At 71.2% G+C, this 23,947-nt stretch carries 25 protein-coding genes; 16 read left to right on the top strand and 9 right to left on the bottom strand.

The annotated features are described in order from the left end of the window. Positions 1–10: 10 nt before the first annotated feature. The 3 genes from Q5Y72_RS06390 to Q5Y72_RS06380 form a co-directional block, all read right to left on the bottom strand. Positions 11–1,204, bottom strand: coding sequence for an aminotransferase class I/II-fold pyridoxal phosphate-dependent enzyme (locus Q5Y72_RS06390; protein WP_305962558.1), 1,194 nt, complete (start codon positions 1,202–1,204; stop codon positions 11–13). Between the two features lie 108 nt (positions 1,205–1,312). Further along, a complete protein-coding gene (locus Q5Y72_RS06385) occupies positions 1,313–2,650 on the bottom strand; it encodes an amidase (RefSeq protein ID WP_305962557.1) in 1,338 nt (445 codons plus the stop codon). Positions 2,651–2,652: 2 nt separating this feature from the next. Continuing rightward, on the bottom strand, positions 2,653–2,847 hold the full coding sequence (locus Q5Y72_RS06380; protein WP_305962556.1) for a DUF1674 domain-containing protein: 195 nt from the start codon (positions 2,845–2,847) through the stop codon (positions 2,653–2,655). An 85-nt stretch (positions 2,848–2,932) separates the two neighbouring features. Between Q5Y72_RS06380 and Q5Y72_RS06375 the strand changes: the two genes are divergently transcribed. The 6 genes from Q5Y72_RS06375 to Q5Y72_RS06350 all read left to right on the top strand — a co-directional run bounded on the left by Q5Y72_RS06375 (position 2,933) and on the right by Q5Y72_RS06350 (position 10,251). Next, positions 2,933–4,180, top strand: a complete 1,248-nt coding sequence (locus Q5Y72_RS06375) for an RsmB/NOP family class I SAM-dependent RNA methyltransferase (RefSeq protein ID WP_305962658.1) — start codon at positions 2,933–2,935, stop codon at positions 4,178–4,180. 170 nt (positions 4,181–4,350) lie between these two features. Next, positions 4,351–5,940 carry a bifunctional phosphoribosylaminoimidazolecarboxamide formyltransferase/IMP cyclohydrolase gene (gene purH / locus Q5Y72_RS06370; protein ID WP_305962555.1) on the top strand — a complete coding sequence of 530 codons (1,590 nt, stop codon included), beginning with the start codon at positions 4,351–4,353 and terminating at the stop codon, positions 5,938–5,940. Continuing rightward, complete coding sequence (gene lspA, locus Q5Y72_RS06365) at positions 5,940–6,629, top strand: signal peptidase II (protein WP_371930774.1); 690 nt, start codon at positions 5,940–5,942, stop codon at positions 6,627–6,629. The genes purH and lspA overlap by 1 nt, the downstream gene beginning before the upstream one ends. Positions 6,630–6,665: 36 nt before the next feature. Then, on the top strand, positions 6,666–7,187 hold the full coding sequence (locus Q5Y72_RS06360) for a DUF3035 domain-containing protein (RefSeq protein WP_305962554.1): 522 nt from the start codon (positions 6,666–6,668) through the stop codon (positions 7,185–7,187). Positions 7,188–7,339: 152 nt separating this feature from the next. After that, positions 7,340–8,917 carry a M16 family metallopeptidase gene (locus tag Q5Y72_RS06355; protein WP_305962553.1) on the top strand — a complete coding sequence of 526 codons (1,578 nt, stop codon included), beginning with the start codon at positions 7,340–7,342 and terminating at the stop codon, positions 8,915–8,917. Further along, positions 8,914–10,251, top strand: a complete 1,338-nt coding sequence (locus Q5Y72_RS06350) for a M16 family metallopeptidase (RefSeq protein ID WP_305962552.1) — start codon at positions 8,914–8,916, stop codon at positions 10,249–10,251. Before Q5Y72_RS06355 ends, Q5Y72_RS06350 begins: the two co-directional genes overlap by 4 nt. 46 nt (positions 10,252–10,297) lie before the next feature. Here the strand turns inward: Q5Y72_RS06350 and Q5Y72_RS06345 are convergent, their stop codons facing one another. Next, positions 10,298–10,474, bottom strand: a complete 177-nt coding sequence (locus Q5Y72_RS06345; RefSeq protein WP_305962551.1) for a hypothetical protein — start codon at positions 10,472–10,474, stop codon at positions 10,298–10,300. A 129-nt stretch (positions 10,475–10,603) separates the two neighbouring features. Between Q5Y72_RS06345 and mutL the strand changes: the two genes are divergently transcribed. Both mutL and Q5Y72_RS06335 read left to right on the top strand, forming a co-directional pair. Then, complete coding sequence (gene mutL / locus Q5Y72_RS06340; protein WP_305962550.1) at positions 10,604–12,436, top strand: DNA mismatch repair endonuclease MutL; 1,833 nt, start codon at positions 10,604–10,606, stop codon at positions 12,434–12,436. Positions 12,437–12,496: 60 nt separating this feature from the next. Continuing rightward, a complete protein-coding gene (locus tag Q5Y72_RS06335; RefSeq protein ID WP_305962549.1) occupies positions 12,497–12,868 on the top strand; it encodes a DUF3775 domain-containing protein in 372 nt (123 codons plus the stop codon). Here Q5Y72_RS06335 and Q5Y72_RS06330 read toward each other — a convergent pair whose 3' ends face one another. After that, positions 12,869–14,050 carry a PQQ-dependent sugar dehydrogenase gene (locus Q5Y72_RS06330; RefSeq protein ID WP_305962548.1) on the bottom strand — a complete coding sequence of 394 codons (1,182 nt, stop codon included), beginning with the start codon at positions 14,048–14,050 and terminating at the stop codon, positions 12,869–12,871. A gap of 199 nt (positions 14,051–14,249) precedes the next feature. On the opposite strand from Q5Y72_RS06330, the gene Q5Y72_RS06325 reads away from it, so the two are divergent. Further along, positions 14,250–15,029, top strand: a complete 780-nt coding sequence (locus Q5Y72_RS06325; RefSeq protein WP_305962547.1) for an MBL fold metallo-hydrolase — start codon at positions 14,250–14,252, stop codon at positions 15,027–15,029. Between the two features lie 4 nt (positions 15,030–15,033). Here Q5Y72_RS06325 and Q5Y72_RS06320 read toward each other — a convergent pair whose 3' ends face one another. Next, a complete protein-coding gene (locus Q5Y72_RS06320; RefSeq protein ID WP_305962546.1) occupies positions 15,034–15,681 on the bottom strand; it encodes a pseudouridine synthase in 648 nt (215 codons plus the stop codon). Beyond that, positions 15,678–16,304: a LysE family translocator gene (locus Q5Y72_RS06315; RefSeq protein WP_305962545.1), complete on the bottom strand. Its 627-nt coding sequence runs from the start codon at positions 16,302–16,304 to the stop codon at positions 15,678–15,680. Before Q5Y72_RS06315 ends, Q5Y72_RS06320 begins: the two co-directional genes overlap by 4 nt. Positions 16,305–16,444: 140 nt before the next feature. Here Q5Y72_RS06315 and Q5Y72_RS06310 point away from each other — a divergent pair, with 140 nt between their 5' ends. The 6 genes from Q5Y72_RS06310 to Q5Y72_RS06285 all read left to right on the top strand — a co-directional run bounded on the left by Q5Y72_RS06310 (position 16,445) and on the right by Q5Y72_RS06285 (position 21,506). After that, positions 16,445–17,767 (top strand): histidine kinase, encoded by a 1,323-nt coding sequence (locus Q5Y72_RS06310; protein ID WP_305962544.1) that lies wholly within the window; start codon positions 16,445–16,447, stop codon positions 17,765–17,767. 9 nt (positions 17,768–17,776) lie between these two features. Next, on the top strand, positions 17,777–18,400 hold the full coding sequence (locus Q5Y72_RS06305) for a response regulator transcription factor (protein WP_305962543.1): 624 nt from the start codon (positions 17,777–17,779) through the stop codon (positions 18,398–18,400). Positions 18,401–18,409: 9 nt separating this feature from the next. After that, complete coding sequence (locus Q5Y72_RS06300; RefSeq protein ID WP_305962542.1) at positions 18,410–18,934, top strand: DUF2478 domain-containing protein; 525 nt, start codon at positions 18,410–18,412, stop codon at positions 18,932–18,934. Next, a complete protein-coding gene (locus tag Q5Y72_RS06295) occupies positions 18,931–19,224 on the top strand; it encodes a sulfurtransferase TusA family protein (protein ID WP_371930773.1) in 294 nt (97 codons plus the stop codon). Before Q5Y72_RS06300 ends, Q5Y72_RS06295 begins: the two co-directional genes overlap by 4 nt. 16 nt (positions 19,225–19,240) lie before the next feature. After that, complete coding sequence (mbfA, locus tag Q5Y72_RS06290) at positions 19,241–20,215, top strand: iron exporter MbfA (protein WP_305962541.1); 975 nt, start codon at positions 19,241–19,243, stop codon at positions 20,213–20,215. A gap of 364 nt (positions 20,216–20,579) precedes the next feature. Then, complete coding sequence (locus tag Q5Y72_RS06285; protein ID WP_305962540.1) at positions 20,580–21,506, top strand: AEC family transporter; 927 nt, start codon at positions 20,580–20,582, stop codon at positions 21,504–21,506. Positions 21,507–21,644: 138 nt separating this feature from the next. Here Q5Y72_RS06285 and Q5Y72_RS06280 read toward each other — a convergent pair whose 3' ends face one another. Both Q5Y72_RS06280 and dapD read right to left on the bottom strand, forming a co-directional pair. After that, a complete protein-coding gene (locus tag Q5Y72_RS06280; protein ID WP_305962539.1) occupies positions 21,645–22,100 on the bottom strand; it encodes a YaiI/YqxD family protein in 456 nt (151 codons plus the stop codon). Then, on the bottom strand, positions 22,097–22,918 hold the full coding sequence (gene dapD, locus Q5Y72_RS06275) for a 2,3,4,5-tetrahydropyridine-2,6-dicarboxylate N-succinyltransferase (RefSeq protein ID WP_305962538.1): 822 nt from the start codon (positions 22,916–22,918) through the stop codon (positions 22,097–22,099). Before dapD ends, Q5Y72_RS06280 begins: the two co-directional genes overlap by 4 nt. 115 nt (positions 22,919–23,033) lie before the next feature. Here dapD and Q5Y72_RS06270 point away from each other — a divergent pair, with 115 nt between their 5' ends. After that, on the top strand, positions 23,034–23,864 hold the full coding sequence (locus Q5Y72_RS06270) for an LOG family protein (RefSeq protein WP_305962537.1): 831 nt from the start codon (positions 23,034–23,036) through the stop codon (positions 23,862–23,864). Positions 23,865–23,947: the final 83 nt, after the last annotated feature.

Here is a 23,947-nt window from a genome sequence, read left to right as displayed (position 1 = left end):
CCTCTTGCCTTCAAGCACCATCATACAACACCTCGCGCAGCCGCGTCAGCGCGGACCCGGTCTCCTCGGGCGTGGCGACCAGCGCGACCCGGATGAACCCGCGACCCGGATTGTGCCCCTCGACCTCGCGGGACAGATAGGCGCCGGGCAGCACCTGGATGCCCGCCTCGGCCCACAGCCGTCGCGCGGCAGCCTCGCCATCCGCGACCGGCAGCCACAGGAAGAACCCGCCTTCGACAGGGTGGTAGCCCGGCACCTCGCCCAGGACGCTGTCGGCGATCCGGTATTTCTGCCGATAAAGCGCGCGGCTGGCCTCGACATGCGCCTCGTCGCGCCAGACCGCGGCGCTGAGATGCTGGGCGGGCGGCGACAGCGGCGCGCCGGCATAGCTGCGCAGCCGCCGCAGCTGGGCGATGTTGGCGGCGCTGCCGGCGGCAAATCCCGACCGCAGGCCGGGCAGGTTCGACCGCTTGCTGAGCGAATTGAACATCACCACCCGGTCGGCCAGCCCCATCGCCGTGGCCACGGCCAGCGCGCCTTCGGGCGGGTCGTCGCGATAGATCTCGGAATAGCATTCATCGGCGAAGACCAGGAAATCATGCCGCTCGGCCAGGGCCAGCAGCCGTTCCAGATCCGCGCGCCGGGCAATCGCGCCCTGCGGATTGGCCGGCGAGCAGAGATAGGCGATGGCCACCCGGTCCAGCAGGGCAGGCGGCAGCGCGGCGTAGTCGGGCAGGTTGCCGGTCTCGGGCGTGGCGGGGACGAAGACGGGCTCGGCGCCGACCGCCGCAGCGGCGACCGCATAGACCTGATAGAAGGGGTTCGGCACCAGCACCACGGGCCGCGCGCCGGCCTTGGTTTCGGGGCACAGCGCCAGCGCGGCGTTGAACAGCCCCTCGCGGGTGCCGTTCAGCGCCATGATCCGGTCCGCGCCGACCTCGATGCCGTGACGGCGCCGGATCCAGCCGCCGATGGCGTCAAGAAGGTCGGGAATGCCGTCATTGCTGGGATAGCGGGCAAAGCCGTCCATGTGGCGGGCGATCACCTCGGCCACGAAATCGGGCATGGCATGGCGCGGCTCGCCGATGGTCAGGACCATCGGCGCCTCGCCGGGACGCAGGCCCGGCGCGATACCCGACAACAGCGCCCGCAGCCGCGGGAACGCGTAATCCGGCAGGTTCGAGAACCGCTCGGGGATTGCCATACTGCCTCGCTTGCGGGGTCTTTGCCCCATTATTGTCGTCAACAGTAACGTGATCGCCGCCTTGCGTCCAGCGAAAGCGGGCCATCGCCGGCACGGCGGGCCGCGCGCCTAGGCCGCGTCCAGCGCGGCCTCGGCGCCGGCGGCGACGCGCAGCAGGTGCCGGTCGCGGCCGACATGGCCCATGAGCATGATCCCGCAGCCCGGATGTCCGGTCGGCAGGGTCACCGCTGGCAGTGCCAGAAGGTTGGCGATGCGGGTGTTGCGCAGCGTCAGCAGGTTGGCGCGGACATAGTAATCCTGTTCCTGCATCAGCCGGGCGGCGTCGGGCGGCAGGATCGGCACGGTGGGCAGGATGACCGCGTCGAAGCCGCTGGCGACCTCCTTGATCCATTTGCGGCGGATGCGCACCAGCTGTTCCCAGGCGGCGACATATTCGGCCGCGCTGACCCCGGCCCCGCCGCGAAACCGTTCGAGGATCGGCGCCCACATCAGCTCTGGCGCGTCCTCGATCTGGGCCTGCCAGATGCCGTAGGCCTCGGGGGCGAAGACCTGCGCCGACAGGTCCATCGCCTGCACCAGCCAGTCGGTGGCCACGGTGCTGATCCGCGCGCCCGCACGCCCCAGCCGGTCGAGCGCGTCCTGGAAGGCGGTGAGCGGCCCGGCCTCGGCATCGTCGAAGGGCAACCCGTCCAGCACCATCAGCCGCAGCCCCGAGGCGGAGGCGCCGTGCAGGTCGGCCGGCTTGTCGCCCGCCAGCACCGCCAGCAGTTCCGCGCAGTCCTCGACCGACCGCGCCATCGGCCCGACCACGTCAAAGCGGCGGCACAGCGGCACGACGCCCTTTTCGGGCACCGAATCATGGCTGGGCTTGAACCCGACCAGCCCGTTCCATGCCGCCGGCACCCGCAGCGAGCCGCCGGTGTCGCTGCCGATCGCGGCGGCGGCAAGGCCCAGCGCCACCGACACCGCCGCGCCCGAGGACGAGCCGCCAGGCGCCAGCGCCGGATCCAGCGCATTGGGCGGGGTGGCGGTGACCGGGTTGAGGCCCAGCCCGGAAAAGGCCAGCTCGCTCAGATGCGTCTTGCCGAGGCAGATCATCCCCTCGCGCGTGGCCCGCGACAGGACCGTGGCATCCTTGCGCGGCACCCGGCCTTCCAGCAGCTTCGAACCGGCCTCGGTGACGATGCCGCCGCTGTCGATATTGTCCTTCCAGCTGATCGCCACGCCGTCGAGGATGCCGTGGCGCAGTTCGGCCTTGGCGCGGTCATGGGCGGCCACCGCCTCGGAGCGGGCGCGGGCCTCGGTCAGCCGCGCATAGATGCGCCGGCCATAGCGATGCTTGCGCGCCGCCTCGAGATAGGCCTCGGTCTGGTCGATCGGATCGAGAAGCCCGGCCATGATCGCCCGGCCCTGCCGGACCGCCGGCGCGCGCAACCAGTCGACCATGTTCAGAAATCCACCGCGATTCCGTTCTTTTCGTAATCACCGAAGCGCACCGGCTCGGGTCCGTCGCGGCCGCCATATTCGCGCGGCAGGATCCGGGCCTGGGCCGCAAGGGTGCGGCGGCGTTCGGCCGCCTCGGCCAGGGCGCGGCGTGCCGCAGGGGGCAGGTCGCGGTCGTCGGAGCCGGTCACATCACTCATGGAAACATCCCCCAACAGGGCTTAAGGGTCCGTCGCAGTCTTGAACAAGACTTAGGCGAAGGAAAGCGATTTGGCAAAGCCGGGGATGGATATGGCGCGGCGCGGCGCGCTGCGCCTGCTTCAGGGCGTGCGCGAGGGCCGCTCGCTGGGCGACCTGGCGGGCCTGCTGGCGGCCTTGGCGCCAGCCGATCAGGCCCGCGCCGGACGGCTGGCGGCCGAGACGCTGCGCCATCGCGACCGGGCCGATGCGGTGATCGCCGCCCATGTCCGGCGCTGGCCGGCGCCACCAGTCGCGGACGTGCTGCGGCTGGCCTGCGTCGAGATGCTGGAACTGGGTGGCGCGGCGCATGGCGTGGTCGATGCGGCGGTGGATCTGGTGCGCGGGCAGGGGCGCGGCGGCGCGGCGGCGGCGGGCATGGTCAATGCGGTGGCGCGCAAGATCGCGCGGCACGAGGGCTGGCAGGCCCTGCCGCCGCAGCGGATGCCCGGCTGGCTGCGCGAACCGGTCGTGGCGGCCTGGGGCGAGGACGCGGCCCGCGCGATCGAGGCCGCCCATCAGGCGGGCGCGCCGCTTGACCTGACCCTGAAGCCGGGCGCCGCGGCCCCGCCGGGGGCGCAACCCCTGCCGACCGGAAGCCTGCGGATGCGGACGCAGGGGCAGGTGTCGGCCCTGCCGGGCTATGCCGAGGGCCATTGGTGGGTGCAGGACGCGGCGGCCGCGCTGCCGGTGCGGCTGCTGGCCCCGGCGCCGGGCGAGCGGATCGCCGATCTCTGCGCCGCGCCGGGCGGCAAGACACTGCAACTGGCGGCGGCAGGAGCCGAGGTCACCGCCGTGGATCTCAGCGCGGCGCGGCTGGCGCGGCTGGACCAGAACCTGGCGCGGTGCGGGCTGTCGGCAACGGTGGTGGCGGCGGATGCCCTGGAGTGGCGGCCCGCCGCGGCGCTGGATGCGGTGCTGCTGGACGCGCCCTGTTCGGCCACCGGCACGATCCGGCGCCACCCCGACCTGCCCTTTCTGCGCGACGGCAGCGGGGTCGCCGATCTGGTGGCGCTGCAGGCGCGGCTGATCGACCACGCGCTGAGCCTGCTGCGCCCGGGCGGGCGACTGGTCTATGCGGTCTGTTCGCTGCTGCCCGCCGAGGGCGAGGCGCAGATCGACGCTGCGCTGGCGCGGCATCCGGGCCTTGCGATCGAGCCGCCCGACCTGCCGGGAACCCTGCCCGGCTGGATCACCCCCGCGCGCGGGCTGCGGCTGCGTCCCGACCACTGGCCGGACCGGGGCGGCATGGACGGGTTCTTCATGGCGCGGCTGGTGGTGCCGGGCGCAACGTGAAAGGGGGGCGACGCCGCGCCGGCCCTTGCGTCCCGCGCCGGCCGGGGGGCTGTCTGCCCCCCGGACCCCCCGAGGATATTTCACGGCCAAGGCAAGACCCGTCAGCAAGTGCTGGACCTTCCCGGCCTGCTTGGGTAGGGGGGCGGCACATGCAGATGCGAGGCCCCGCCATGTCCCATCCCGTCGCCCTGAAACGCGCGCTGATCTCGGTATCCGACAAGACCGGGCTGGTCGATTTCGCCCGCGCGCTTGCGTCGCGCGGGGTCGAGATCCTGTCGACCGGCGGCAGCGCCGCCGCGCTGCGCGAGGCCGGGTTGCAGGTGGTGGATGTGGCCGAGATCACCGGATTTCCCGAGATGATGGACGGCCGTGTGAAGACGCTGCACCCTGCCGTGCATGGCGGGCTTCTGGCGCTGCGCGACAACGAGGCGCACCGCGCGGCGATGGCCGAGCACGGAATCGCCCCGATCGACCTGCTGGTGGTGAACCTCTACCCGTTCGAGCAGACCGTCGCCCGGGGCGCCGATCATGCCGATTGCGTGGAGAACATCGACATCGGCGGCCCCGCGATGATCCGCGCGGCGGCCAAGAACCACGGCTTCGTGTCGGTGATCGTCGATCTGGCCGATTACGACGCGCTGCTGGCCGAGATGGATGCGCAGGGCGGCGGGACAAGCCTGGCCTTCCGGCAGCGGCTGGCGCAGATCGCCTATGCGCGGACCGCCGCCTATGATGCCGCCGTCTCGACCTGGATGGCAGAGGCGATCGGCGAGCAGACGCCGCGCCGCCGCGTCTTCGCGGGTCGGCTGGCGCAGGGGTTGCGCTATGGCGAGAACCCGCACCAGCGCGCCGCCTTCTACGTCACCGGCGAAGCGCGGCCCGGCGTGGCCACGGCCCGGCAGTGGCAGGGCAAGGAGCTGTCCTACAACAACATCAACGACACCGACGCGGCCTTCGAACTGGTCGCCGAGTTCGATCCCGCCGAGGGTCCGGCCTGCGCGATCATCAAGCATGCCAATCCTTGCGGCGTGGCGCGCGCAGACACCGCCATCGAGGCCTATCGCCGGGCCTTCGACTGCGACCGGACCTCGGCCTTCGGGGGCATCGTCGCGCTGAACCGGCCGCTGGACGGGGCGACCGCCGAGGAAATCGTGAAGATCTTCACCGAGGTGGTGATCGCGCCCGAGGCCGACGAGGACGCCCGGCGCATCTTCGCGGGCAAGAAGAACCTGCGCCTGCTGACGACGGGCGGGCTGCCCGATCCGCGCGCGGGCGGGATGACCTTCCGGCAGGTCGCCGGCGGCTTTCTGGCGCAGACACGCGACAACGGCCATCTTGAGCCCGCGGCGCTGCGCATCGTGACCGAGCGGCAGCCGTCCGAGTCCGAACTGGCCGACATGCTGTTCGCCTGGAACGTGGCGAAGCACGTCAAGTCGAACGCCATCGTCTACGCCAAGGACCTCGCGACGGTCGGCATCGGCGCCGGCCAGATGAGCCGCGTGGACAGCACCCGGATCGGGCGGCGCAAATCCGAGGACATGGCCGAGGCCCTGGGCCTGCCGCTGCCGCTGACCATCGGCGCGGTGGTCGCCTCGGACGCGTTCTTCCCCTTCGCCGACGGCATCGAGACGCTGGCCGAGGCCGGCGCGAAGGCGGTCATCCATCCCGGCGGCTCGCTGCGCGACGACGAGGTGATCGCCGCCGCGGACCGGCTGGGCCTGGCGATGGCGCTGACCGGCCAGCGCCATTTCCGGCACTGATGAGCAGGGTTCCGACACCGGCCCGGCAGGTGGCGTCCGATGGCACCAAGAAGGCCCCGGCGGCGCGGCGCGCCAAGAGCCCGACGCCGCCCCCGGCGCGCGCCGACATGCGGCTGACCGCCTGGACCGCGGCCGCGATCATCGCCGCCGACCAGGCGCTGAAATACTGGGTCGTGCATGTGCTGCATCTCGACCGGCTGCGCGAGATCGACCTGCTTCCACCCTGGCTGAACCTGCGCATGGCGTGGAACCAGGGCGTGAATTTCGGGCTGATGGCGTCGGACGGGGATGTGACGCGCTGGATCCTGATCGGGGTCGCGGTCGCGATCTGCCTGTGGGTCTGGCTGTGGATCTGGCGCAGCGCGGCCGGCCGCTTCGCGCGCCTCGCGGCGGGGCTGCTGACCGGCGGGGCGATCGGCAATGTCATCGACCGGCTGGCCTATGGCGCGGTCGCCGATTTCCTGAATATGTCGTTGCCCGGCTGGCAGAATCCCTACAGCTTCAACGTGGCCGACATCTCGATCTTTGCCGGCGCGATCGGGCTGGTGCTGATGCCGCAGCGCCCCCCCGAAGCGGTTGCCCCGGCCCGCACCCCGCGGCAGCGCACCGCGCCGCGACCAGCCGCCAGGACCGCGCCCGAGACGACCGGACCGGCGCCGGACAACACCCGTGACGGGGCCGAGAAATAAGGCTAGAACGGGCGCGAACGACAAAAGGGACAGGACATGCGGGCAATGGCGCTGGTGATCGGTTTGGCGGCGACGGCCGGGCTTGTGGCCTGTGGCGGCGATCCGCGCCTGATGAACATCAGCGCGGGCCAGAACAGCCCCGACGAATTCGCGGTGCTGCCGACCCGCGCCCTGTCGATGCCGCCCGATCTGGCCGTGCTTCCGGCGCCGACGCCGGGCGGTGCCAACATCACCGACCCGACGCCGCAGGCCGATGCCGTGGCGGCGCTGGGCGGCGATCCCGGCCGGCTGGCCGATCAGGGCGTTGCTGCGGCCGATCAGGCGCTGGTGGCCCATGCCTCGCGGCGCGGCAACCAGGCTGACATCCGCTCCCGGCTGGCGCAGGCCGATGTGGAATGGCGGTCGCGCAATTCCCGTCGCCCGCTGGAGACGCTGTTCGGCACCTCGGTCTATCTGCGGGCCTATCGGGCGATGACGCTGGACCCGGTGGCCGAGCAACTGCGCTGGCAGCGCGCCGGGGCCCGCACCTCGACCTCTCCCGCCCCCGCGGCCGAGTGATCGCACCCGCCTGAGACCGCCTTGCCCCGGCGACCGCCGCGGCGGCCTGCTGCGACCTGTCGCAGGCGCGTGCCACACAATGCCGCGAGTCCGGGTTGCGCGCATCGCGGCGTCAGGCCAGATTTCCGCCCGTCCAACTGGAGGTCCTGCCCATGCGTCGCACCGCCCCGCCGTTCCGCCCTGCCCTGATCGCGGCCCCCGCACTGGTGCTGTTGCTGGCCACGGCGGCACCGGCCCAGACGCCCGAGACCGCGCCCCCCGCGGCCGAGACGCGGACATCCGACGCGCAAGCGCCCGACACGCAGGCTTCCAGGGCGCAGCCATCCGCGGCCCGCACCGGCGACCTGCCCGAGGGCATCAGCCACTTCACGCTTCCCAACGGCCTCGAGGCGGTTGTGATCGAGGATCGCCGCGCCCCGGTCGTCGTGCAGATGCTGTGGTACCGGGTCGGCGCCGCCGACGAGATGCCGGGCAAGTCGGGCATCGCGCATTATCTGGAACACCTGATGTTCAAGGGCACCGACACGCTGGCGGCGGGCGAGTTCTCGAAGACCGTCACCGCGAATGGCGGCATGGACAACGCCTTCACCTCGTACGACTACACCGCCTATTTCCAGCGCATCGCCAGCGACCGCCTGCCGATGATCATGCGGATGGAGGCCGACCGAATGGCCAATCTGCGCATCGGCGAGGATGACTGGCAGGCCGAACGGCAGGTCGTGCTGGAGGAACGCGCACAGCGCACCGACAGCGATCCCCGCGCCCTCTTTGCCGAGGAACGCGCCGCGGTGCAGTTCTACAACCACCCCTATGGCCGCCCGGTGATCGGCTGGCGCGACGAGATGATGGGCCTGACCCGCGAGGACGCGATCGCCTGGTACGACGCCCATTATTCGCCCGACGAGGCGGTGCTGATCATTGCCGGCGACGTGACCGCCGACGAGGTCCGCAAGCTGGCCGAACAGTATTACGGCCCGATCCCCGCCAAGGGCAAGGCCGCGCCCCGCCAGCGCCCGCAGGAACCCGTGCAGCGGTCACCGCGCCGGATGCAGATGCAGGATGCGCGGGTGGCCCAGCCGACGCTGGTGCGCAGCTATCTCGCCCCCGAGCGCAACCCCGGCGATCAGCAGGATGCGGCGGCGCTGACCGTGCTGGCGGAACTGCTGGGCGGCTCGATGCAGACATCGGTCCTGGGACGGGCGCTGGCCCTGCCGGGCAAGGCGCTGTGGGTTTCGGCCTCGTATGACGGGCTGTCGCTGGACCCCACGACCTTCACCCTGTCGATGGTGCCGGCCGAGGGCATGGCGACGCGGAAGGCCGAGGAGTTGCTGGACGCCACACTGGCCGAGTTCCTGGCGAAGGGGCCGGACGAGGATGATCTGGCGCGTGTCAAGACGCGCATCCGCGCGGCGCAGGTCTATGCCCGCGACAGCGCGCATGGACGGGCCTATGATTACGGGCAGGGCCTGTCGATCGGGCTGAGCGCCGAGGACGTGGCCGGCTGGCCCGACCTGCTGGACGCCGTCACCGCCGACCAGCTGCGCAGCGCCGCCGCCGCGCTGCTGGACAGCAGGGCCACCGTCACCGGCTGGCTGCTGCCGGCAGCGGCAACCGAGGCGCAGGCCGACCCACAGGCCGACCCGCAGGCCGGCGCCGCTGCGACCGCCGCAGGCCGCCCGCCCGCACGCCGCCTTCCCGACGCCAGCCCCGCAACGGAGCCGCAGCAATGATCCGCGCCCTTGTCTTCCTGATCCTGACCCTGACGGCCCTTCCGGCCCAGGCCATCGACATCCGGCAGGTGACCTCGCCGGGCGGCGTGGATGCCTGGCTGGTCGAGGACCACTCGATCCCCTTCGTGGCGATCAGCCTCGACTTCAAGGGCGGCGCCAGCCTTGATGCCCCCGGCAAGCGCGGGGCGATCAACCTGATGACCGGCCTGCTGGAAGAGGGCGCGGGCAAGCGCGATGCCACGCAATTCGCGCAAGAGCTGGAGATGCTGGGCGCAAGCCTCGGCTTCGATGTGGGCGACGACGCGCTGTCGGTGCGTATGCGGGCGCTGACCGAAAACCGCGATCAGGTGGCCGACCTTCTGGCCCTGGCGCTGGGCCAGCCGCGATTCGACGACAGCGCCGTGGAACGGGTGCGCGCACAGGTGCAGGCGATGATCCGGTCCGAGGCGACCGACCCGCAGGCCATCGCCGCAAAGGAAATGGCGCGGCAGTTGTGGGGCGATCACCCCTATGGAAGTTCGGTCAACGGCACCGCCGAAACCGTGGCGGCACTGACCCGCAAGGATCTCGTCGCCGCCAAGAACCGGGTCCTGGCCCGCGACCGGGTGGTGGTGGGCGCCGCCGGGGACATCACCGCCGAGGAACTGGGCCTGTTGGTGGACCGGATCCTGTCGGGGCTGCCCGCCGAAGGCACCGCCCCCCTGCCCGACCCGGCGACGATCGCGGCCGGCGGCGGATTGTCGGTGGTGGACTGGGACAGCCCGCAGACCGTCATCAGCTTTGCCGGCCCCGGCCTGCCGCAGGACGATCCGGACTTCTTCGCAGCCTATGTCGCCAATCACATCCTTGGCGGCGGCGGTTTCAGTTCGCGCCTGATGGAGGAGATCCGGGAGAAGCGCGGCCTGACCTATGGCGTCTATACCGGCCTTGCCACCGGGCTTTACGGCCAGAGTTGGCAGGGCGGGCTGGCCGCCTCGAACGGCAATGTCGCCGAGGCGGTGGACCTCATCCGGCAGGAGTGGGACCGCATGGCCCGCGAGGGCGCGACCGAACAGGAACTCGCCGATGCCAAGACCTACCTGACGGGCGAATACCCGCTGCGCTTCGACGGCAACGCCAAGATCGCCTCGATTCTGTCGGGGATGCAGATTGCCGGCTTTCCGGCGGATTACGTGAACCGCCGCAACGACCTTGTCGCGGCGGTCACCCTCGAAGATCTGCGCCGCGTCGCGGCCCGACTGCTGGACGCGGACGCGCTGCGATTCGTTCTCGTAGGCCGGCCCGAAGGCGTCGAGGCCCAGGCTGCCACCGCCCCCGAGGCGTCAGGCGGCTGAGGGGAGACGGGCCGGCGACAGGCCGGCCCGCCGCCGTGTCATTGCGTCATTCCACCCGCACCGCGCCGCTGCCACCCAGCGCGGCGCCCGCGACCGCGCCGACCGGCCCCGCGACGACGGCCCCGGTGGCCGCGCCGGTGGTCGCGCGGGTGGCGGTGTTCGGACCGCATGCCGCGACCGCCAGGGCCGCACCGCAGGCGAGGATCATCAGGGATTTCTGCATGGGAATTTCCTTCCTGTTGAAATTGTGATCGCCGGTTCAACCCCGAACAGCGCCTTGCGGTTTCCTTGGCTCGCGGATCGGCACAGGAAGAACTTCCCGCCCGCCTCCACGCCTGCTATATCTTGTAAGATGAATTCGCACGCCCCCAACATGCGCCCCGTCATCCGGCAGCTGGATGAAACCACCGCCAACCGGATCGCCGCCGGCGAGGTGGTCGAGCGTCCCGCCTCGGCGGTCAAGGAGCTGGTCGAGAACGCGCTGGATGCCGGCGCCACCCGCATCGACATCGCCATCGAGCAGGGCGGCAAGCGGCTGATCCGGGTCGCCGATGACGGCTGCGGCATGACCGCCGCGGACCTGCCGCTGGCGCTGTCGCGCCACGCGACCAGCAAGATCGACGGCAGCGACCTTCTGGCGATCCGCAGTTTCGGCTTTCGCGGCGAGGCGCTGCCCTCGCTGGGGGCGGTGGGCCGGCTGTGCATCACCTCGCGGGTGGCAGGCGCCGAGGGCGCCACGATTTCCGTCGCGGGCGGGGCCATGCAGCCGGTCCGCCCGGCCGCCGCGAACGAGGGCAGCGTGGTCGAGTTGCGCGACCTGTTCTTCGCCACCCCCGCGCGGTTGAAATTCATGCGCAGCGACCGGGCCGAAACGCAGGCGGTCGCCGACTGCGTGCGGCGGCTGGCGATGGCCGAACCGCGTGTCAGCCTGACGCTGACCGCCGATGGCCACGAGATCTTTCGCGCCGATGCCGAGCAGGGCGACCTGTTCGGCGCGCTGCAGGCCCGCCTGGCGCGGGTCATGGGGCGCGACTTCACCGACAACGCCATCCGCATCGAGGCCCAGCGCGACGGGTTGCGGCTGACCGGGCTTGCCGCGCTGCCGACCTATTCGCGCGGCGCGGCGGTGGCGCAGCATGTCTGCGTCAACGGCCGCCCGGTGCGCGACAAGCTGCTGACCGGGGCGCTGCGGGCGGGCTACACGGACATGCTGGCGTCGGGACGGCATCCCGCGGCCGTGCTGTATCTGGCCTGCGATCCGCAGATGGTCGATGTGAACGTGCATCCCGCGAAGGCCGAGGTGCGGTTCCGCGATCCGCAGGCGGCGCGCGGGCTGGTGGTCTCGGCGCTGCGTCATGCGCTGGCCGGGGCCGGGCCGCGCGCCTCGTCCACGCTGGGCGATGCGACGCTGGCGGCGTTTCGCGCCGAGGCCCCGCGTCCGGCGGCGACGCGCGCCTACCAGATGGATTACCGCCCCTCGGGCGGGGCGATCCGCGCCAGCCTCGACCTGCAGGCGCCGGTTCCGGGATTCGCCGGCGGCTTCGCCGAAACCCCCTCGGCACGCTTCGAGGACAGCGCGCAGGACGACGCGGTGCCCGCCGACGCCCCGCTGGGCGCCGCCCGCGCGCAGCTGCACGAGAATTACATCATCGCGCAGACGGCGGACGGGCTGGTGATCGTCGACCAGCATGCCGCCCATGAGCGGCTGGTCTATGAACGGCTGAAGGCGCAGGCGGCCGCCAGCGGCATCCCCGGCCAGGCCCTTCTGATCCCCGAGATCGTCGAGCTGGCGCCCGCCGACAGCGCGCGGATCCTGTCGATCGCCGACGACCTGGCGCGGCTGGGCCTGGTCATCGAACCCTTCGGCGGCGGCGCCGTCGCGGTGCGCGAGGCACCGGCCCTGCTGGGCCGGCTGGACGCCGCGGCGCTGATCCGCGACATCCTCGACGATCTGGACGATCAGGGTGCCTCGGACCGGCTGCGGGCGCGGATCGACGCGGTGCTGTCCTCGATGGCCTGCCACGGCTCGGTCCGCGCCGGCCGGCGCATGAGCGCGGCCGAGATGAACGCCCTGCTGCGCGAGATGGAGGCGACGCCGCGCTCGGGCCAGTGCAACCACGGCCGTCCGACCTGGGTCAAGTTGCGCCTTGACGACATCGAACGGCTGTTCGGCCGCAGGGATTGACCGAGCCGGCCCGCGGCGCGACAAGAGAAGGCGACGGCAACGACCCCCTCGGAGATCGCGATGCTGCAGATCGGCCCCGACAAGATCGCCCATGTCATCATCCGCGCCCGCGAATACGGCAGCGGTATCGACGCCTGGCAGCATTCGGGCCAGCGACGCCAGCATGGCACGCGCAGCGAGCTGCATGATTTCATCGCGGCGCTGAACGAGGACGAGCAGGCCAGCCTTGTCGCGGTCATGTGGATCGGCCGCGACAGCTTTGAGGCCGACGAGCTGGCCGAGGCGATCGAGACGGCGCGGGCCGAACGGACCATCCCGACCGAGGACTACCTGATGGGCGAGCCGCATCTGGCCGACCTGCTCGAGGCCGGGATGGACGCCCTCGGCCTGTCGCCCGAGGACGCCGAGGACGCGCTGCACAAGCCGGTCTGATCAGCGCCCCGACGTGGCCCGGATCAGCGCGCCGTCCTGTTCGTCGGTCAGCACCATGATCGCGCCGTCCTGCGCCACGGCGACATCGCGTACCCGCCCGACATCGCGCAGCAGCCGCGATTCGCCGCTGACGCGCCCGTCCGCGCCAAGCTTCAGCCGCACCACCGCCCCGGCCTGCAGCCCGGCGACCAGCAGGTCGCCCTGCAATTGCGGGAACATCTCGCCGGAATAGAAGGTCATGCCGCCGGGCGCGATCACCGGGTCCCAGTAATAGACCGGCTGTTCGATGCCCTCCTTCTGCGTCAGGCCCTGCCCGATCTTCGCGCCGCTGTATTCCTCGCCATAGCTGACGACCGGCCAGCCATAGTTCCGGCCGGCCTCGGGGCGGTTCAGCTCGTCCCCGCCCATCGGCCCGTGCTCGACCGTCCACAACGCGCCGTCGGGTCCCAGCGTGGCGCCCTGCATGTTGCGGTGGCCCCATGACCAGATCTCGGGCATGGCGCCGTCGACGCCGGGCCGGCCCATCGGCGCGCCGCTGATCGGGTCGATGCGGACGACCTTGCCCAGCGTCGTGGAAAGATCCTGCGCAAAGCGCGGCGCGTCGGTACCGCCGCGCTCGCCCGTGGTGACGAACAGCCCGCCCTGCCCGTCGAAGACCAGCCGCGAGCCGTAATGCAGCGTCGAGGGATAGGGCGTCTGCCGCCAGATCACCCGCATGTCCTCAAGCCGGCTGGCGTCGTCGGACAGGACGCCGGTGGCAACGGCGGTATAGGTCAGATCCTCGGCATTGCGTTCGGAAAAGCTGAGCCAGACCCGGCGGGTCTGCGCGAAATCCTGGGCAATGGCGACATCCAGAAGCCCGCCCTGATCCAGCGCATCGACCGCGGGCACGCCGGCGATGGCATCCGACAGGTTGCCCTCGGGCGACACCAGCCGCAGCCGGCCCGGACGTTCGGTCACCAGCCAGCTGCCATCGGGCAGTTGCGCCATGCCCCAGGGATGTTCCAGCCCCCGCGCGACGACCTCGCGATCCATGACGATATTGGCCAGCGCCGGGGCGCGGGTCTGGTTCGCGAAGGCCGGGGTCTGGCCCTCGGCATTGGGCGGCCGGTCGTTGAAATCCTGCGCCATGGCGCAGCCGGCAAACAGGGCGGTCGCGGCAATGACCGTCAATGGCTTCATCGGGATCTCCTCGTCAGGCTGGGTCGGCGGGGCTTGGGTCGTCGGGGCGTGGCTCGGCAGCACCGTGGCGTCAGGCTAGCATGGCGATTTCACCAATGCCCCCCGCAGCCGTTCACGTCCGCGTCAGAAGCCGCGCCGCCACCGGAACCGTCGTGCCGCGCGCGGGTTCCCCTTGGCCATCAACCTGCCAGCAGGAGACATGACCATGATCCTTACCCGCCGTACCGGACTGACCCTTGCCGCCGCCGCGCTTGGCGCGGGCCTTCTGCCGCGCAGGCCGCTTGCGCAGCAGGCCACATCGCCCCTCGGGCTTGCCGTCGAGGGCGGCGAGGTGCAGGTCCTGCCCGTCGATCACGCCTCGATGGTCATCCGGACCCCGGCGGGCGCGATCCATGTCGATCCGGTCGGCGGCGCGCAGAAATACGCCGGCCTGCCCGAGCCCGCGCTGATCCTCGTCACCCATGAGCATGGCGACCATTTCGACCTGCCGACGCTGGAGGCGCTGCCTGCGGTGCGGCTGATCACCAACCAGTCGGTCCATGACAAGCTGCCCGATGCGATGAAGGAACGCGCCACCGTCATGGCCAATGGCGATGCCGCCGAGGCGATGGGCATGACCATCGAGGCGGTGCCCGCGCACAACACCACCGAGGACCGGATGCAGTATCACCCGGTCGGGCGCGACAACGGCTATGTCCTGACGATCGGCGGCAAGCGCGTCTATATTGCCGGCGATACCGAACCGACGCCCGAGATGCTGGCGATGACCGACATCGCCATGGCGTTCCTGCCGATGAACCTGCCCTACACGATGACCGTCCAGCAGGCTGCCGAGGCCGTGGCCGCCTTCAAGCCGGCGGTCGTGGTGCCCTATCACCACCGGGACAGCGACGTGGAGGAATTCGCGCGGCTGGTCGCCGAGGGTGGATCGGGCAGCACGGTGGCGTTGGCCGACTGGTATCCCGCGGGCCAGGGCTGAACCCTCAGAACGGCGCCGCGGCGGTAAAGGTCGTGGCAATCCCGGTTTCGGGATGCTTCACCCGCAGGCTTTCGGCATGCAGCATCAGCCGCGGATGCGCCGCCGCCGCGCCGGTCGCATACAGCGTGTCGCCCAGGATCGGGTGGCCGGTCTGTGCCATGTGCACACGCAGCTGGTGGCTGCGGCCGGTGATCGGCGTCAGCCGCACCCGCGTCTCGTGGTCGCTGGCGCGCAGCACCCGCCAGTCGGTCTGCGCGGGGCGGCCCTCGGCGTGGTCGACCTTCTGGCGCGGCCGGTTCGGCCAGTCCACGATCAGCGGCAGATCGACGCGGCCGGTCCTGGGGTCCAGCCGGCCATGCAGCCGCGCGACATAGACCTTTTTCGTATGCCGCGCCTCGAACTGCGCAGAAAGATGCCGCTGGGCATGGGGCGTCAGCGCAAAGATCATCACGCCGGAGGTGTCGAGATCCAGCCGATGCACCAGCAGCACGGTGGGGAAGGCGCCGCGCAGCCGGGCAATCAGGCAATCGGCCTTGTCCTCGCCGCGCCCCGGCACCGACAGCAGGCCGGCGGGCTTGTCCACCACCAGGATCTGGTGGTCGGCATGCAGGATCTGCGGCGGCTCGGACGGCGGATCATAGGCGCGCATCATCGCGCGACCAGCCGGATCGCCAGCGCCGCGAACAGCACCGCCGCGACCTTGTTCACCACCCCCAGACGACGGCCCAGCATCTGCCCGGCATGGCCAGCCAGGATCCCGTAGCCCATCGTCACCAGCGTCCCTGTCACGGCGAAGATCAGCCCCAGTGCCAGGATCTGCTGCCAGATCGGGCCATGGGCAGGGCTGGTGAATTGCGGCAGGAAGGCCAGCAGGAACAGCACCGGCTTGGGGTTGAGGATGTTCGACAGCGCGCCGCGCCGGATGATGGCCCAGGGCCGCCGCGCGGCGCGTGCCTGCGGATCGACCGGCCCGGGGGTCCAGCTTTTCCAGGCCAGCCACATCAGATAGGCCGCGCCCGCATATTTCACCGCCAGCAGCGCCTGGGGATGGGCGGCGACGACGGCCCCAAGGCCAAGCGTCGCGAGCGCCAGATGCACCAGCACGCCAAGCCCGACCCCGAACCCCGCCAGCGCGCCGGCGCGTGGCCCGCCCTGGATGCCGCAGGCGCTGGCAAAGAACACGTCCTGACCCGGCGCAAGGTTCAGCACCAGCCCGCCCGCGACGAACGCCGTCAGCTGCGCCACGGGAATCATCGCCAGCGTTTCCCAGATCATCGCCCCACCCTCACTTGCCGCTGCGCGCCCCGGCTATCGCGACCGGACCCGATTCTCAAGCAGGCGCGGCTTGCCCCGCCACTGCCGCGCCCACCCGTGAGGCATGGACGGCGGCCGGTGCTTCGGCCTAGCTTTCGCGCATGAGCCGTCTTTCGCTGACCTCGCGCATTCTGGTGGTGATCCTTACCATGCAGGCCCTGCTGATCGGGGCCCTGGCGGCGGCCAGCCTCGACAGCCTGCGCGGCGAGATCGCGACCGAAAGCCGGCTGGCGACCGAGACCGCCCGCTCGCTGGTGCTGGCCACGGTCGGCACGATGCAGGGCGCCGTACCGCATGACCGGCTGATGGCGGCGCTGCCCGACCGGCTGGTGCCGCCGCGCCACACCCGGATCGGGGTGCTGGACGCCCGCGCCGGCGAGGTGCGCACGCCGGACGCGCCGACCGGGGCCGGCGACCCGGCGCCCGGCTGGTTCGCGGCCCTCGTGGCGCCCGATCCGCAGGAGATCCGCCTGCCGGTCAGCCTCGACGGGCGGCTGCGCGGCTATGTCTATATCGCCAGCGACCCCACGGCCGAGATCGCCGCGGCCTGGGGCGACATCCGCCGCACGCTGGGGCTGGCGGCGCTGGCGGCCGCCGGCCAGGCGCTGCTGATCCTGATCGCGACCCGCCACGCGCTGCGCCCGGTCGAGGGTATCGCGGCGCGGCTGGCGGAACTGGAAAGGGGCGACCTGGCGGCCCGCGTCGGCGCGGTGCCGCAGCCGGATCTCGCACCGCTGGCGCGCGGCGTCGACCGGCTGGCCGAGGCCCTGGCGCGCGCGCAGGCCGACCGGGTGCGGCTGCAGCGACAGGTCGTCAGCCGCGGCGACGAGGAGCGCAAGGCCATCGCCCGCGACCTGCATGACGAGATGGGCCCCTGTCTCTTCGGCCTGCGGGTCGAGGCCGACGCCCTGCGCGAGGCCGCGCCCAGCCCGCAGGTCGCCGCGCAGGCCGATGCCATCGCCGCCATCGCCGAGGAAATCGCCCGCGTCAATCGCGCCCTTCTGGACGATTTGCGCCCCGCCGCTATCGGGCAATTGCCGCTGGCGACGGTGCTGCGCGACTATGTCGCCGATCTGGGCCGGCGCTTTGGCGATCTGGCGATCCGGCTGGAGGTGGCGCCCGACCTGCCCGAACCCGACGAGGCGACGGCGGTCACGCTGTTTCGCGTGCTGCAAGAGGGCACCACGAACGCGCTGCGCCACTCGGGCGCGCGCGAGGTGGTCATCCGGCTCTGGACCGATCCGGCGCATTGGCGCATGATCCTGACCGATGACGGCGCGGGCTTCGCGCCGGGCAGCCGCGAGGGCACCGGGCTGACCGGCATGCGCGAGCGGATCACCCTGCTGGGCGGCACGCTGCGGCTGTCCGCGCCGGAACGCGGCACGATGATCGAGACCAGCCTGCCCCGGATGCAGGCGCAATGAGGCCGGAACATGAAATGCGCGCTGGTCGTCGATGACCACCCGATCACCCATCTCGGCGCCAGCCGGCTGCTGCGCGACCTGGGATACGACCCGGTGCTGCAGGCGATGTCCGCCGCCGAGGCACTGGCGCTGCTGCGCGACCCGCCGGCCCCCGACCTGATCGTGCTGGACATCAGCCTGCCCGACGCCGGCGGTCTGGACCTTGTGCAGCCGCTGCGCGAGGCGGCGCCGGGGGCGCGGGTGCTGATCTTCTCGATGAACGACCAGACCGGCTTCGCCGCCCGCGCGCTGCAGGTCGGCGCGCATGGCTTTCTGTCCAAGAACGCCGCGCCCGCCGATTTCCGCGAGGCGGTGCGCCGGCTCGAGGACGGCGCGTTCTACCTGTCGGCCCGGCAGGCGGTCGAGCTTGCGACCCTGCGGGCGGGGGCCAGCGCCGATCCCCTAGCGCTGCTGTCCGAACGCGAGCGGCGCGTGCTGGGGCTGATCGGGCGCGGCTACAGCCTGCAGGCGATCGCCGATGATCTCGGCGTCAGTTACAAGACCGCCGCGAATGCCTCGTCCTCGTTGAAGAAGAAGCTGGCGGTCGACGGGATCAACGGGCTGATGAAGATCGCGCTGGACAGCGGCGTCTAGGAGGTCGGGATGGAAACCGCGATGCTGGGCTGGTTCGGACTGCCCGACAGCGCCGCGCCGGGCGAGGCCGACCGCCTGCTGGCGCGGCTGGTCGACGATCTGACGGCGGCCGGGCTGCGTCTCGCCGGCGCGGTCCAGCACAATCTCGGGGGGGACGGCGACTGTGCCTGCGAGATGGATGTGGTGGTGATCGGCGAAGAGGATCGCCCGGTCCGCATCTCGCAATCGCTGGGCAGGGGCTCGACCGGCTGCCGCCTCGATGCCGGGGCGCTGGAGGTCGCGGCGCTGCGCGTGGCGCGGCGGCTGGCGGGCGCTGATCTGCTGATCGTGCCGAAATTCGGCCGGCAAGAGGCGGCCGGGCGCGGCTTTCGCGACGTGATCGCCCAGGCCATCGGCGGCGGGCTGCCGGTCCTGCTGCATGTGCCGCCCGAGCAGCGCGCCGATTTCCTTGGGTTCTGCGACGGTATCGGCGAACGGCTGGCGCCGGATGCGCTGGCCGACTGGGCGGCCCTGCGCGCCAGGCGGGCAGCATGAAGCGGATGCCGGCGCCCGACGATCCGTCCTGCATCGCGGTCGACGCGCGCGGGCTGCTGTGCCCGCTGCCGGTCCTTCGGCTTCGCAAGGCTCTGGCCGACCTGCCGCCGGGTGGGCGGGTGACGCTGTGGGCCTCGGACCCGATGGCCTCGGTCGATGTGCCGCATTTCTGCGCGGTGGCCGGTCATGCCATGATCCACACGCACGATCTGGACGGGGGCGGGCAGGCCTATGTCGTCCAGCGCGGCGCCCTGCGGGCCGAGTCCGGTTCCGGCCGGGCCGAACCCTGAACAGCCGGAGACGGACATGCAGATTGCCGGTCATCGCAAGCGCTTCGCCGAGCTGACCGAGCGTGAGGTGCTGGCGCTGGCAATCGCCTCGGAAGAGGATGACGCGCGCATCTATCGCAACTGGGCGGGAATGCTGCGCGGCGACTATCCGGCGACCGCCGCCATCTTCGAGGGCATGGCCGGCGAAGAAGACGACCACCGCCGCCGGTTGCTGGACGTCTTTCAGGCGCGATTCGGTCCCGACCTGCCGGTGATCCGGCGCGAGCATATCGCGGGATATTTCAGCCGGCGCCCGGCCTGGATGATGGGCACCGCCTCGCTGGACGCGATCCGCCAGGAAGCCGCGCTGATGGAACATGACGCCGCCGAGTTCTACGCCCGCGCCGCGCAGGCCAGCGGCGACATCGCGACCCGCAAGCTGCTGGGCGATCTGGCCGCGGCCGAACGCGGCCACGGCGCGCGCGCGACCGAACTGGCCGAGCGGCACCTGACCCCCGATGCGCTGGCCGAAGAAGGCGCCGTCGCGCATCGCAACTTCGTGCTCACCTGGGTGCAGCCGGGGCTGGCCGGGCTGATGGATGGCAGCGTTTCGACCCTGGCGCCGATCTTCGCGACAGCCTTCGCCACGCAGGACACCGGCACGACCTTTCTCGTCGGGCTGGCCGCCAGCCTTGGCGCCGGGATCAGCATGGGGTTTACCGAAGCCGCCTCGGATGACGGGGTGGTGTCGGGGCGCGGCTCGCCCTTCAAGCGCGGCCTCGCCTCGGGGGTGATGACGGCAGTGGGCGGGCTGGGCCATGCGCTGCCCTATCTGATCCCGCATTTCTGGACCGCCACGACGATCGCCTGCCTGGTCGTCTTCGTCGAGCTGTGGGCCATTGCCTGGATCCAGAACCGCTGGATGCAGACGCCGTTCTGGCGCGCGGCCTTGCAAGTGGTGGTCGGGGGTGGTTTGGTCTTCGCGACAGGGGTGCTGATCGGTTCGGGCTAACCCCGCAAGGAGACTGCGTGACCGTCCGGCCCATCGAACCGCCCCGCCATCCCGGCCGCCTGCACGGCCCGGCCGACCCGCCGTCGCCCCGTCGGGCCGCTGGCGCCTGCGAGGGCGCTGCGGGTCTCGGGCGCGGCGACGGTCCGCAGGATGCAGGGCCGGTTGCGGGCGCAAGCGGGCGCGGGCGCGCAGCGGCCGCACCCGATGCCGCCCGGCAGCGCCCGGACGCGCCCTCCCGGAGCCCTGCCGCCACGCCGCCGGCAATGCCACGAAAGGTGGCCGCCCTGCCCCGCCGGCCGGTCCGCATGGCCGGGCCTGACACCACATCCCGCAGCCGATCCGCGGCCACAGGGACGACACGCTGATGCTGGCCGTGTTCCTCAAGACGCTGCCGTTCTTCGCCCTGATCGGGCTGGGCTGGCTTGCCGCGCGCAGCCGCCTGTTCCCCGAGGCCGGCGCGGTCTGGCTGACGAAATTCGTGTTCTACTTCGCCCTTTCGGCGATGCTGTTCCGCTTTGCCTCGGGCCTCGACCTCGCGGCGCTTTTCGACGCCCGCTTCGTGGCGGCCTACCTCGCGGGCTCGACCCTGGTCTGGGTCGTCGGAATGTCGGTCGGTCGCGCGCGTGGGCTTGCCCTGCCCGAAGCCGCGATGGAGGCGCAATGCTGCATGATCGGCAACACCGGCTTTCTTGGCGTCCCGATGCTGGTGGTGCTGCTGGGCGAGGGCGCGATCGGGCCGGTGCTGATGGTGCTGACCATCGACATGCTGGTGTTCTCGACACTCATCACGCTGATCATCCACGCCTCGCGCCAAAGCCGGCTGCGGCTCTCCAGCTTCGGGCCGGTGATGCGCGGGATCATCGGCAATCCGATGGTCCTGTCGATGTCGGCCGGCCTCGCATGGGCGCAGGCCGACCTGCCGATGCCGGGTCCGCTCGAGGAATTCCTGACGCTGCTCGGCGCCGCCGCGACGCCCGGTGCGCTGTTCGCCATCGGCGCCAGCCTCGTCGGCCACCGCATCCGCCGCGTTGCCGCCTCGGTCTGGCTCAGCGCGGCCAAGCTGGCGCTGCATCCGCTTGCGGTCGGCCTTGCCGCGCTGGCCTTCGGGGTCAAGCCCTTCGCGGCCGGCGTGATGGTGGCAGCCGCGGCCCTGCCGGTCGCCGGCAATGTCTATATCCTCGCGCAGCATTTCGGCATCGCCCAGCAGCGCGTCTCGGCGGCGATCCTGATCTCGACGATGCTCAGCATCGCGACGCTGCCCGCGATCATGCTGCTGATCGGCCAGGCGTGAAGCCACCGCCGCCACGGGGGGCGCCTCGGTGCCGGCCATCGAGGCCGGCGCCGAGGCGGCGGTTGGCCGGGCCTCGATGGCCTGGCCAACCGCACCCCCTCCACCAGAGCCTCCGCCCGCAGCCGGACGGGGCCGCTGTCAGGGCGACCGCAGCGCGCCCCGAAGCGCAAGATCAAGCGCCTGCAGGAATCGCGACCGCTCTGCCTTGCCGAACCCTGCGCCGCTGCCTTGCAGGAAGGGATTGGCCGCGCGCAGATCGCCCATCAGGTCGCGTGTCGCAAGGCGGGCGCCGATATTGGCCTCGGACAGCACCTGCCCGTCATGCTGCACGACCCGCGCGCCCGCCTTCAGGCAGCGGTCGGCCAGCGGCAGGTCGCTGGTCACCACCACATCGCCCGGCCCGCAGGCCCCCGCGATCCAGATGTCGGCCGCATCCGGCCCCTCGGGCACGACCTTCAGCGACACCAGCGGGTTCTGCGACGGCCGCAGCCCGCCATTGCAGACCAGCACCATCGGCACCCGCAGTCGCGTCGCCACCCGCTCGGCCTCGGCCTTCACCGGGCAGGCGTCGGCATCGATGAACAGCGTCGTCAATCGCGCAGCAGATCGTTGATCGAGGTCTTCGAGCGTGTCCGCGCATCCACCCGCTTGACGATCACCGCGCAATACAGGTTCACCCCGTTCGTCGAGGGCAGCGACCCGGCCACCACGACGGACCCCGCCGGAACCTCGCCATACATCACCGCGCCGGTCTCGCGATCGACGATCTTGGTCGACTGGCCGATGAACACGCCCATCCCGAGGACCGATCCCTCGCGGACGATGCAGCCCTCGACCACCTCCGAGCGCGCGCCGATGAAGCAGTCATCCTCGATGATCGTCGGCCCGGCCTGCAACGGCTCCAGGACGCCGCCGATGCCCACACCGCCCGACAGATGGACATTGCGCCCGATCTGCGCGCAGCTGCCCACGGTGGCCCAGGTGTCGACCATCGTGCCCTCGCCGACATGCGCGCCCAGATTGACGAATGAAGGCATCAGGACCGCCCCCTTGCCAATGAAGGCCGACCGCCGCACGATCGCGCCCGGCACCGCCCGAAACCCGGCCTCGCGCCACTGGTTGTCGCCCCAGCCTGCGAATTTCGACGGCACCTTGTCCCACCAGTTGCCGCCCTGCGGCCCGCCCGACATCTCTTCCATGTCGTTCAGCCGGAAGGACAGCAGCACCGCCTTCTTGGCCCACTGGTTCACATGCCACTCGGCGCCGCGCCGCTCCGCGACCCGCAGCCGCCCCTCGTCCAGCGCGGTCAGGGTCTCCTCGACGGCATCGCGGACCTCGCCCTTCGTCGCGCTGGTGATCTCGGCGCGGGTCTCCCACGCGGTTTCGATGGCGTTCTCCAGGGCTTGTGTCATCGCGGCCTCTCCTCGATCTGTCGCGTCCGGGTGGAAACTGTCACGTCAGGGCTATAAGCGTGAGGGAAAGCCCGCGCAATCCGCGCAGGGCGCGAAACTCCATAGGCCCCACGCCATGCCCGACCCCAGCGAAGACGACCGCGCCCACCCCTTCCCGCACAGCGACGAGGACGCGGCCCGCGCCGACCGCAGCCCCGACACGCCCCAGACCCGCGCCCCCGCCTACCGTCTGGCCTTCACTGATCGCGACTTCCTGCTGCGCGAGGAACTGCGCCCGGTCCGGCTGCAGCTGGAACTGCTGAAGCCGCAGATGGTGATGGACGAACGCGGCATCGAATCGACGGTGGTGATGTTCGGCGGCGCCCGCATCCCCGCGCCCGAGGACGCCGGCAGCGCCCGCACCCCGACGCTGGCCGCGCTGTCGACATACTACGACGAGGCCCGCCTCTTCGCGCGCGAGATGACCCGCCGCAGCCTGCAAAGCTATGGCCGCGAATTCGTCATCTGCACCGGCGGCGGCCCCGGCGTGATGGAGGCCGGCAACATGGGCGCCGACGAGGCCGGCGGCCAGTCGATCGGCCTTGGCATCGTGCTGCCGCATGAACAGGCGCCGAACCGCTATGTCACGCCGGATCTGTGCTTCAACTTCCACTACTTCGCCGTGCGCAAGATGCATTTCCTGATGCGCGCCCGCGCCATCACCGTCTTTCCCGGCGGCTTCGGCACGCTGGACGAATTGTTCGAGACGCTGACCCTGGTGCAGACCAGGCGCATGAGACCGATCCCGATCCTGCTGTTCGGTCAGGAATTCTGGGACGGCATCATCAACTGGCAGGCCCTTGCCGATGCCGGCACGATCAGCGCCGACGACCTGAAACTGTTCCACTATGTCGAGACCTCCGCCGAGGCCGTGGCGATCATCGACGGGTGGAAAGAGCCCTGCTAGCACAGGAAGGCACACGTCAGACAAGGCTATACAAATCAGCAAACAATCGCCTAGGGTCAGGACCCATTGTTCTGCTTGGGGTG

The organism is Paracoccus spongiarum (genome assembly GCF_030732095.1).
In the GTDB taxonomy this organism is placed as follows: domain Bacteria; phylum Pseudomonadota; class Alphaproteobacteria; order Rhodobacterales; family Rhodobacteraceae; genus Paracoccus; species Paracoccus spongiarum.
This window is presented reverse-complemented; position numbering and strand designations above follow the sequence as displayed.

Excerpts from the sequence above, each read along its gene's own strand:
- Q5Y72_RS06390 (WP_305962558.1), bottom strand. The coding sequence starts at position 1,204 with ATGGCAATCCCCGAGCGGTTCTCGAACCTGCCGGATTACGCGTTCCCG.
- Q5Y72_RS06385 (WP_305962557.1), bottom strand. The coding sequence starts at position 2,650 with ATGGTCGACTGGTTGCGCGCGCCGGCGGTCCGGCAGGGCCGGGCGATC.
- Q5Y72_RS06380 (WP_305962556.1), bottom strand. The coding sequence starts at position 2,847 with ATGAGTGATGTGACCGGCTCCGACGACCGCGACCTGCCCCCTGCGGCA.
- Q5Y72_RS06375 (WP_305962658.1), top strand. The coding sequence starts at position 2,933 with ATGGATATGGCGCGGCGCGGCGCGCTGCGCCTGCTTCAGGGCGTGCGC.
- purH (WP_305962555.1), top strand. The coding sequence starts at position 4,351 with ATGTCCCATCCCGTCGCCCTGAAACGCGCGCTGATCTCGGTATCCGAC.
- lspA (WP_371930774.1), top strand. The coding sequence starts at position 5,940 with ATGAGCAGGGTTCCGACACCGGCCCGGCAGGTGGCGTCCGATGGCACC.
- Q5Y72_RS06360 (WP_305962554.1), top strand. The coding sequence starts at position 6,666 with ATGCGGGCAATGGCGCTGGTGATCGGTTTGGCGGCGACGGCCGGGCTT.
- Q5Y72_RS06355 (WP_305962553.1), top strand. The coding sequence starts at position 7,340 with ATGCGTCGCACCGCCCCGCCGTTCCGCCCTGCCCTGATCGCGGCCCCC.
- Q5Y72_RS06350 (WP_305962552.1), top strand. The coding sequence starts at position 8,914 with ATGATCCGCGCCCTTGTCTTCCTGATCCTGACCCTGACGGCCCTTCCG.
- Q5Y72_RS06345 (WP_305962551.1), bottom strand. The coding sequence starts at position 10,474 with ATGCAGAAATCCCTGATGATCCTCGCCTGCGGTGCGGCCCTGGCGGTC.
- mutL (WP_305962550.1), top strand. The coding sequence starts at position 10,604 with ATGAATTCGCACGCCCCCAACATGCGCCCCGTCATCCGGCAGCTGGAT.
- Q5Y72_RS06335 (WP_305962549.1), top strand. The coding sequence starts at position 12,497 with ATGCTGCAGATCGGCCCCGACAAGATCGCCCATGTCATCATCCGCGCC.
- Q5Y72_RS06330 (WP_305962548.1), bottom strand. The coding sequence starts at position 14,050 with ATGAAGCCATTGACGGTCATTGCCGCGACCGCCCTGTTTGCCGGCTGC.
- Q5Y72_RS06325 (WP_305962547.1), top strand. The coding sequence starts at position 14,250 with ATGACCATGATCCTTACCCGCCGTACCGGACTGACCCTTGCCGCCGCC.
- Q5Y72_RS06320 (WP_305962546.1), bottom strand. The coding sequence starts at position 15,681 with ATGATGCGCGCCTATGATCCGCCGTCCGAGCCGCCGCAGATCCTGCAT.
- Q5Y72_RS06315 (WP_305962545.1), bottom strand. The coding sequence starts at position 16,304 with ATGATCTGGGAAACGCTGGCGATGATTCCCGTGGCGCAGCTGACGGCG.
- Q5Y72_RS06310 (WP_305962544.1), top strand. The coding sequence starts at position 16,445 with ATGAGCCGTCTTTCGCTGACCTCGCGCATTCTGGTGGTGATCCTTACC.
- Q5Y72_RS06305 (WP_305962543.1), top strand. The coding sequence starts at position 17,777 with ATGAAATGCGCGCTGGTCGTCGATGACCACCCGATCACCCATCTCGGC.
- Q5Y72_RS06300 (WP_305962542.1), top strand. The coding sequence starts at position 18,410 with ATGGAAACCGCGATGCTGGGCTGGTTCGGACTGCCCGACAGCGCCGCG.
- Q5Y72_RS06295 (WP_371930773.1), top strand. The coding sequence starts at position 18,931 with ATGAAGCGGATGCCGGCGCCCGACGATCCGTCCTGCATCGCGGTCGAC.
- mbfA (WP_305962541.1), top strand. The coding sequence starts at position 19,241 with ATGCAGATTGCCGGTCATCGCAAGCGCTTCGCCGAGCTGACCGAGCGT.
- Q5Y72_RS06285 (WP_305962540.1), top strand. The coding sequence starts at position 20,580 with ATGCTGGCCGTGTTCCTCAAGACGCTGCCGTTCTTCGCCCTGATCGGG.
- dapD (WP_305962538.1), bottom strand. The coding sequence starts at position 22,918 with ATGACACAAGCCCTGGAGAACGCCATCGAAACCGCGTGGGAGACCCGC.
- Q5Y72_RS06270 (WP_305962537.1), top strand. The coding sequence starts at position 23,034 with ATGCCCGACCCCAGCGAAGACGACCGCGCCCACCCCTTCCCGCACAGC.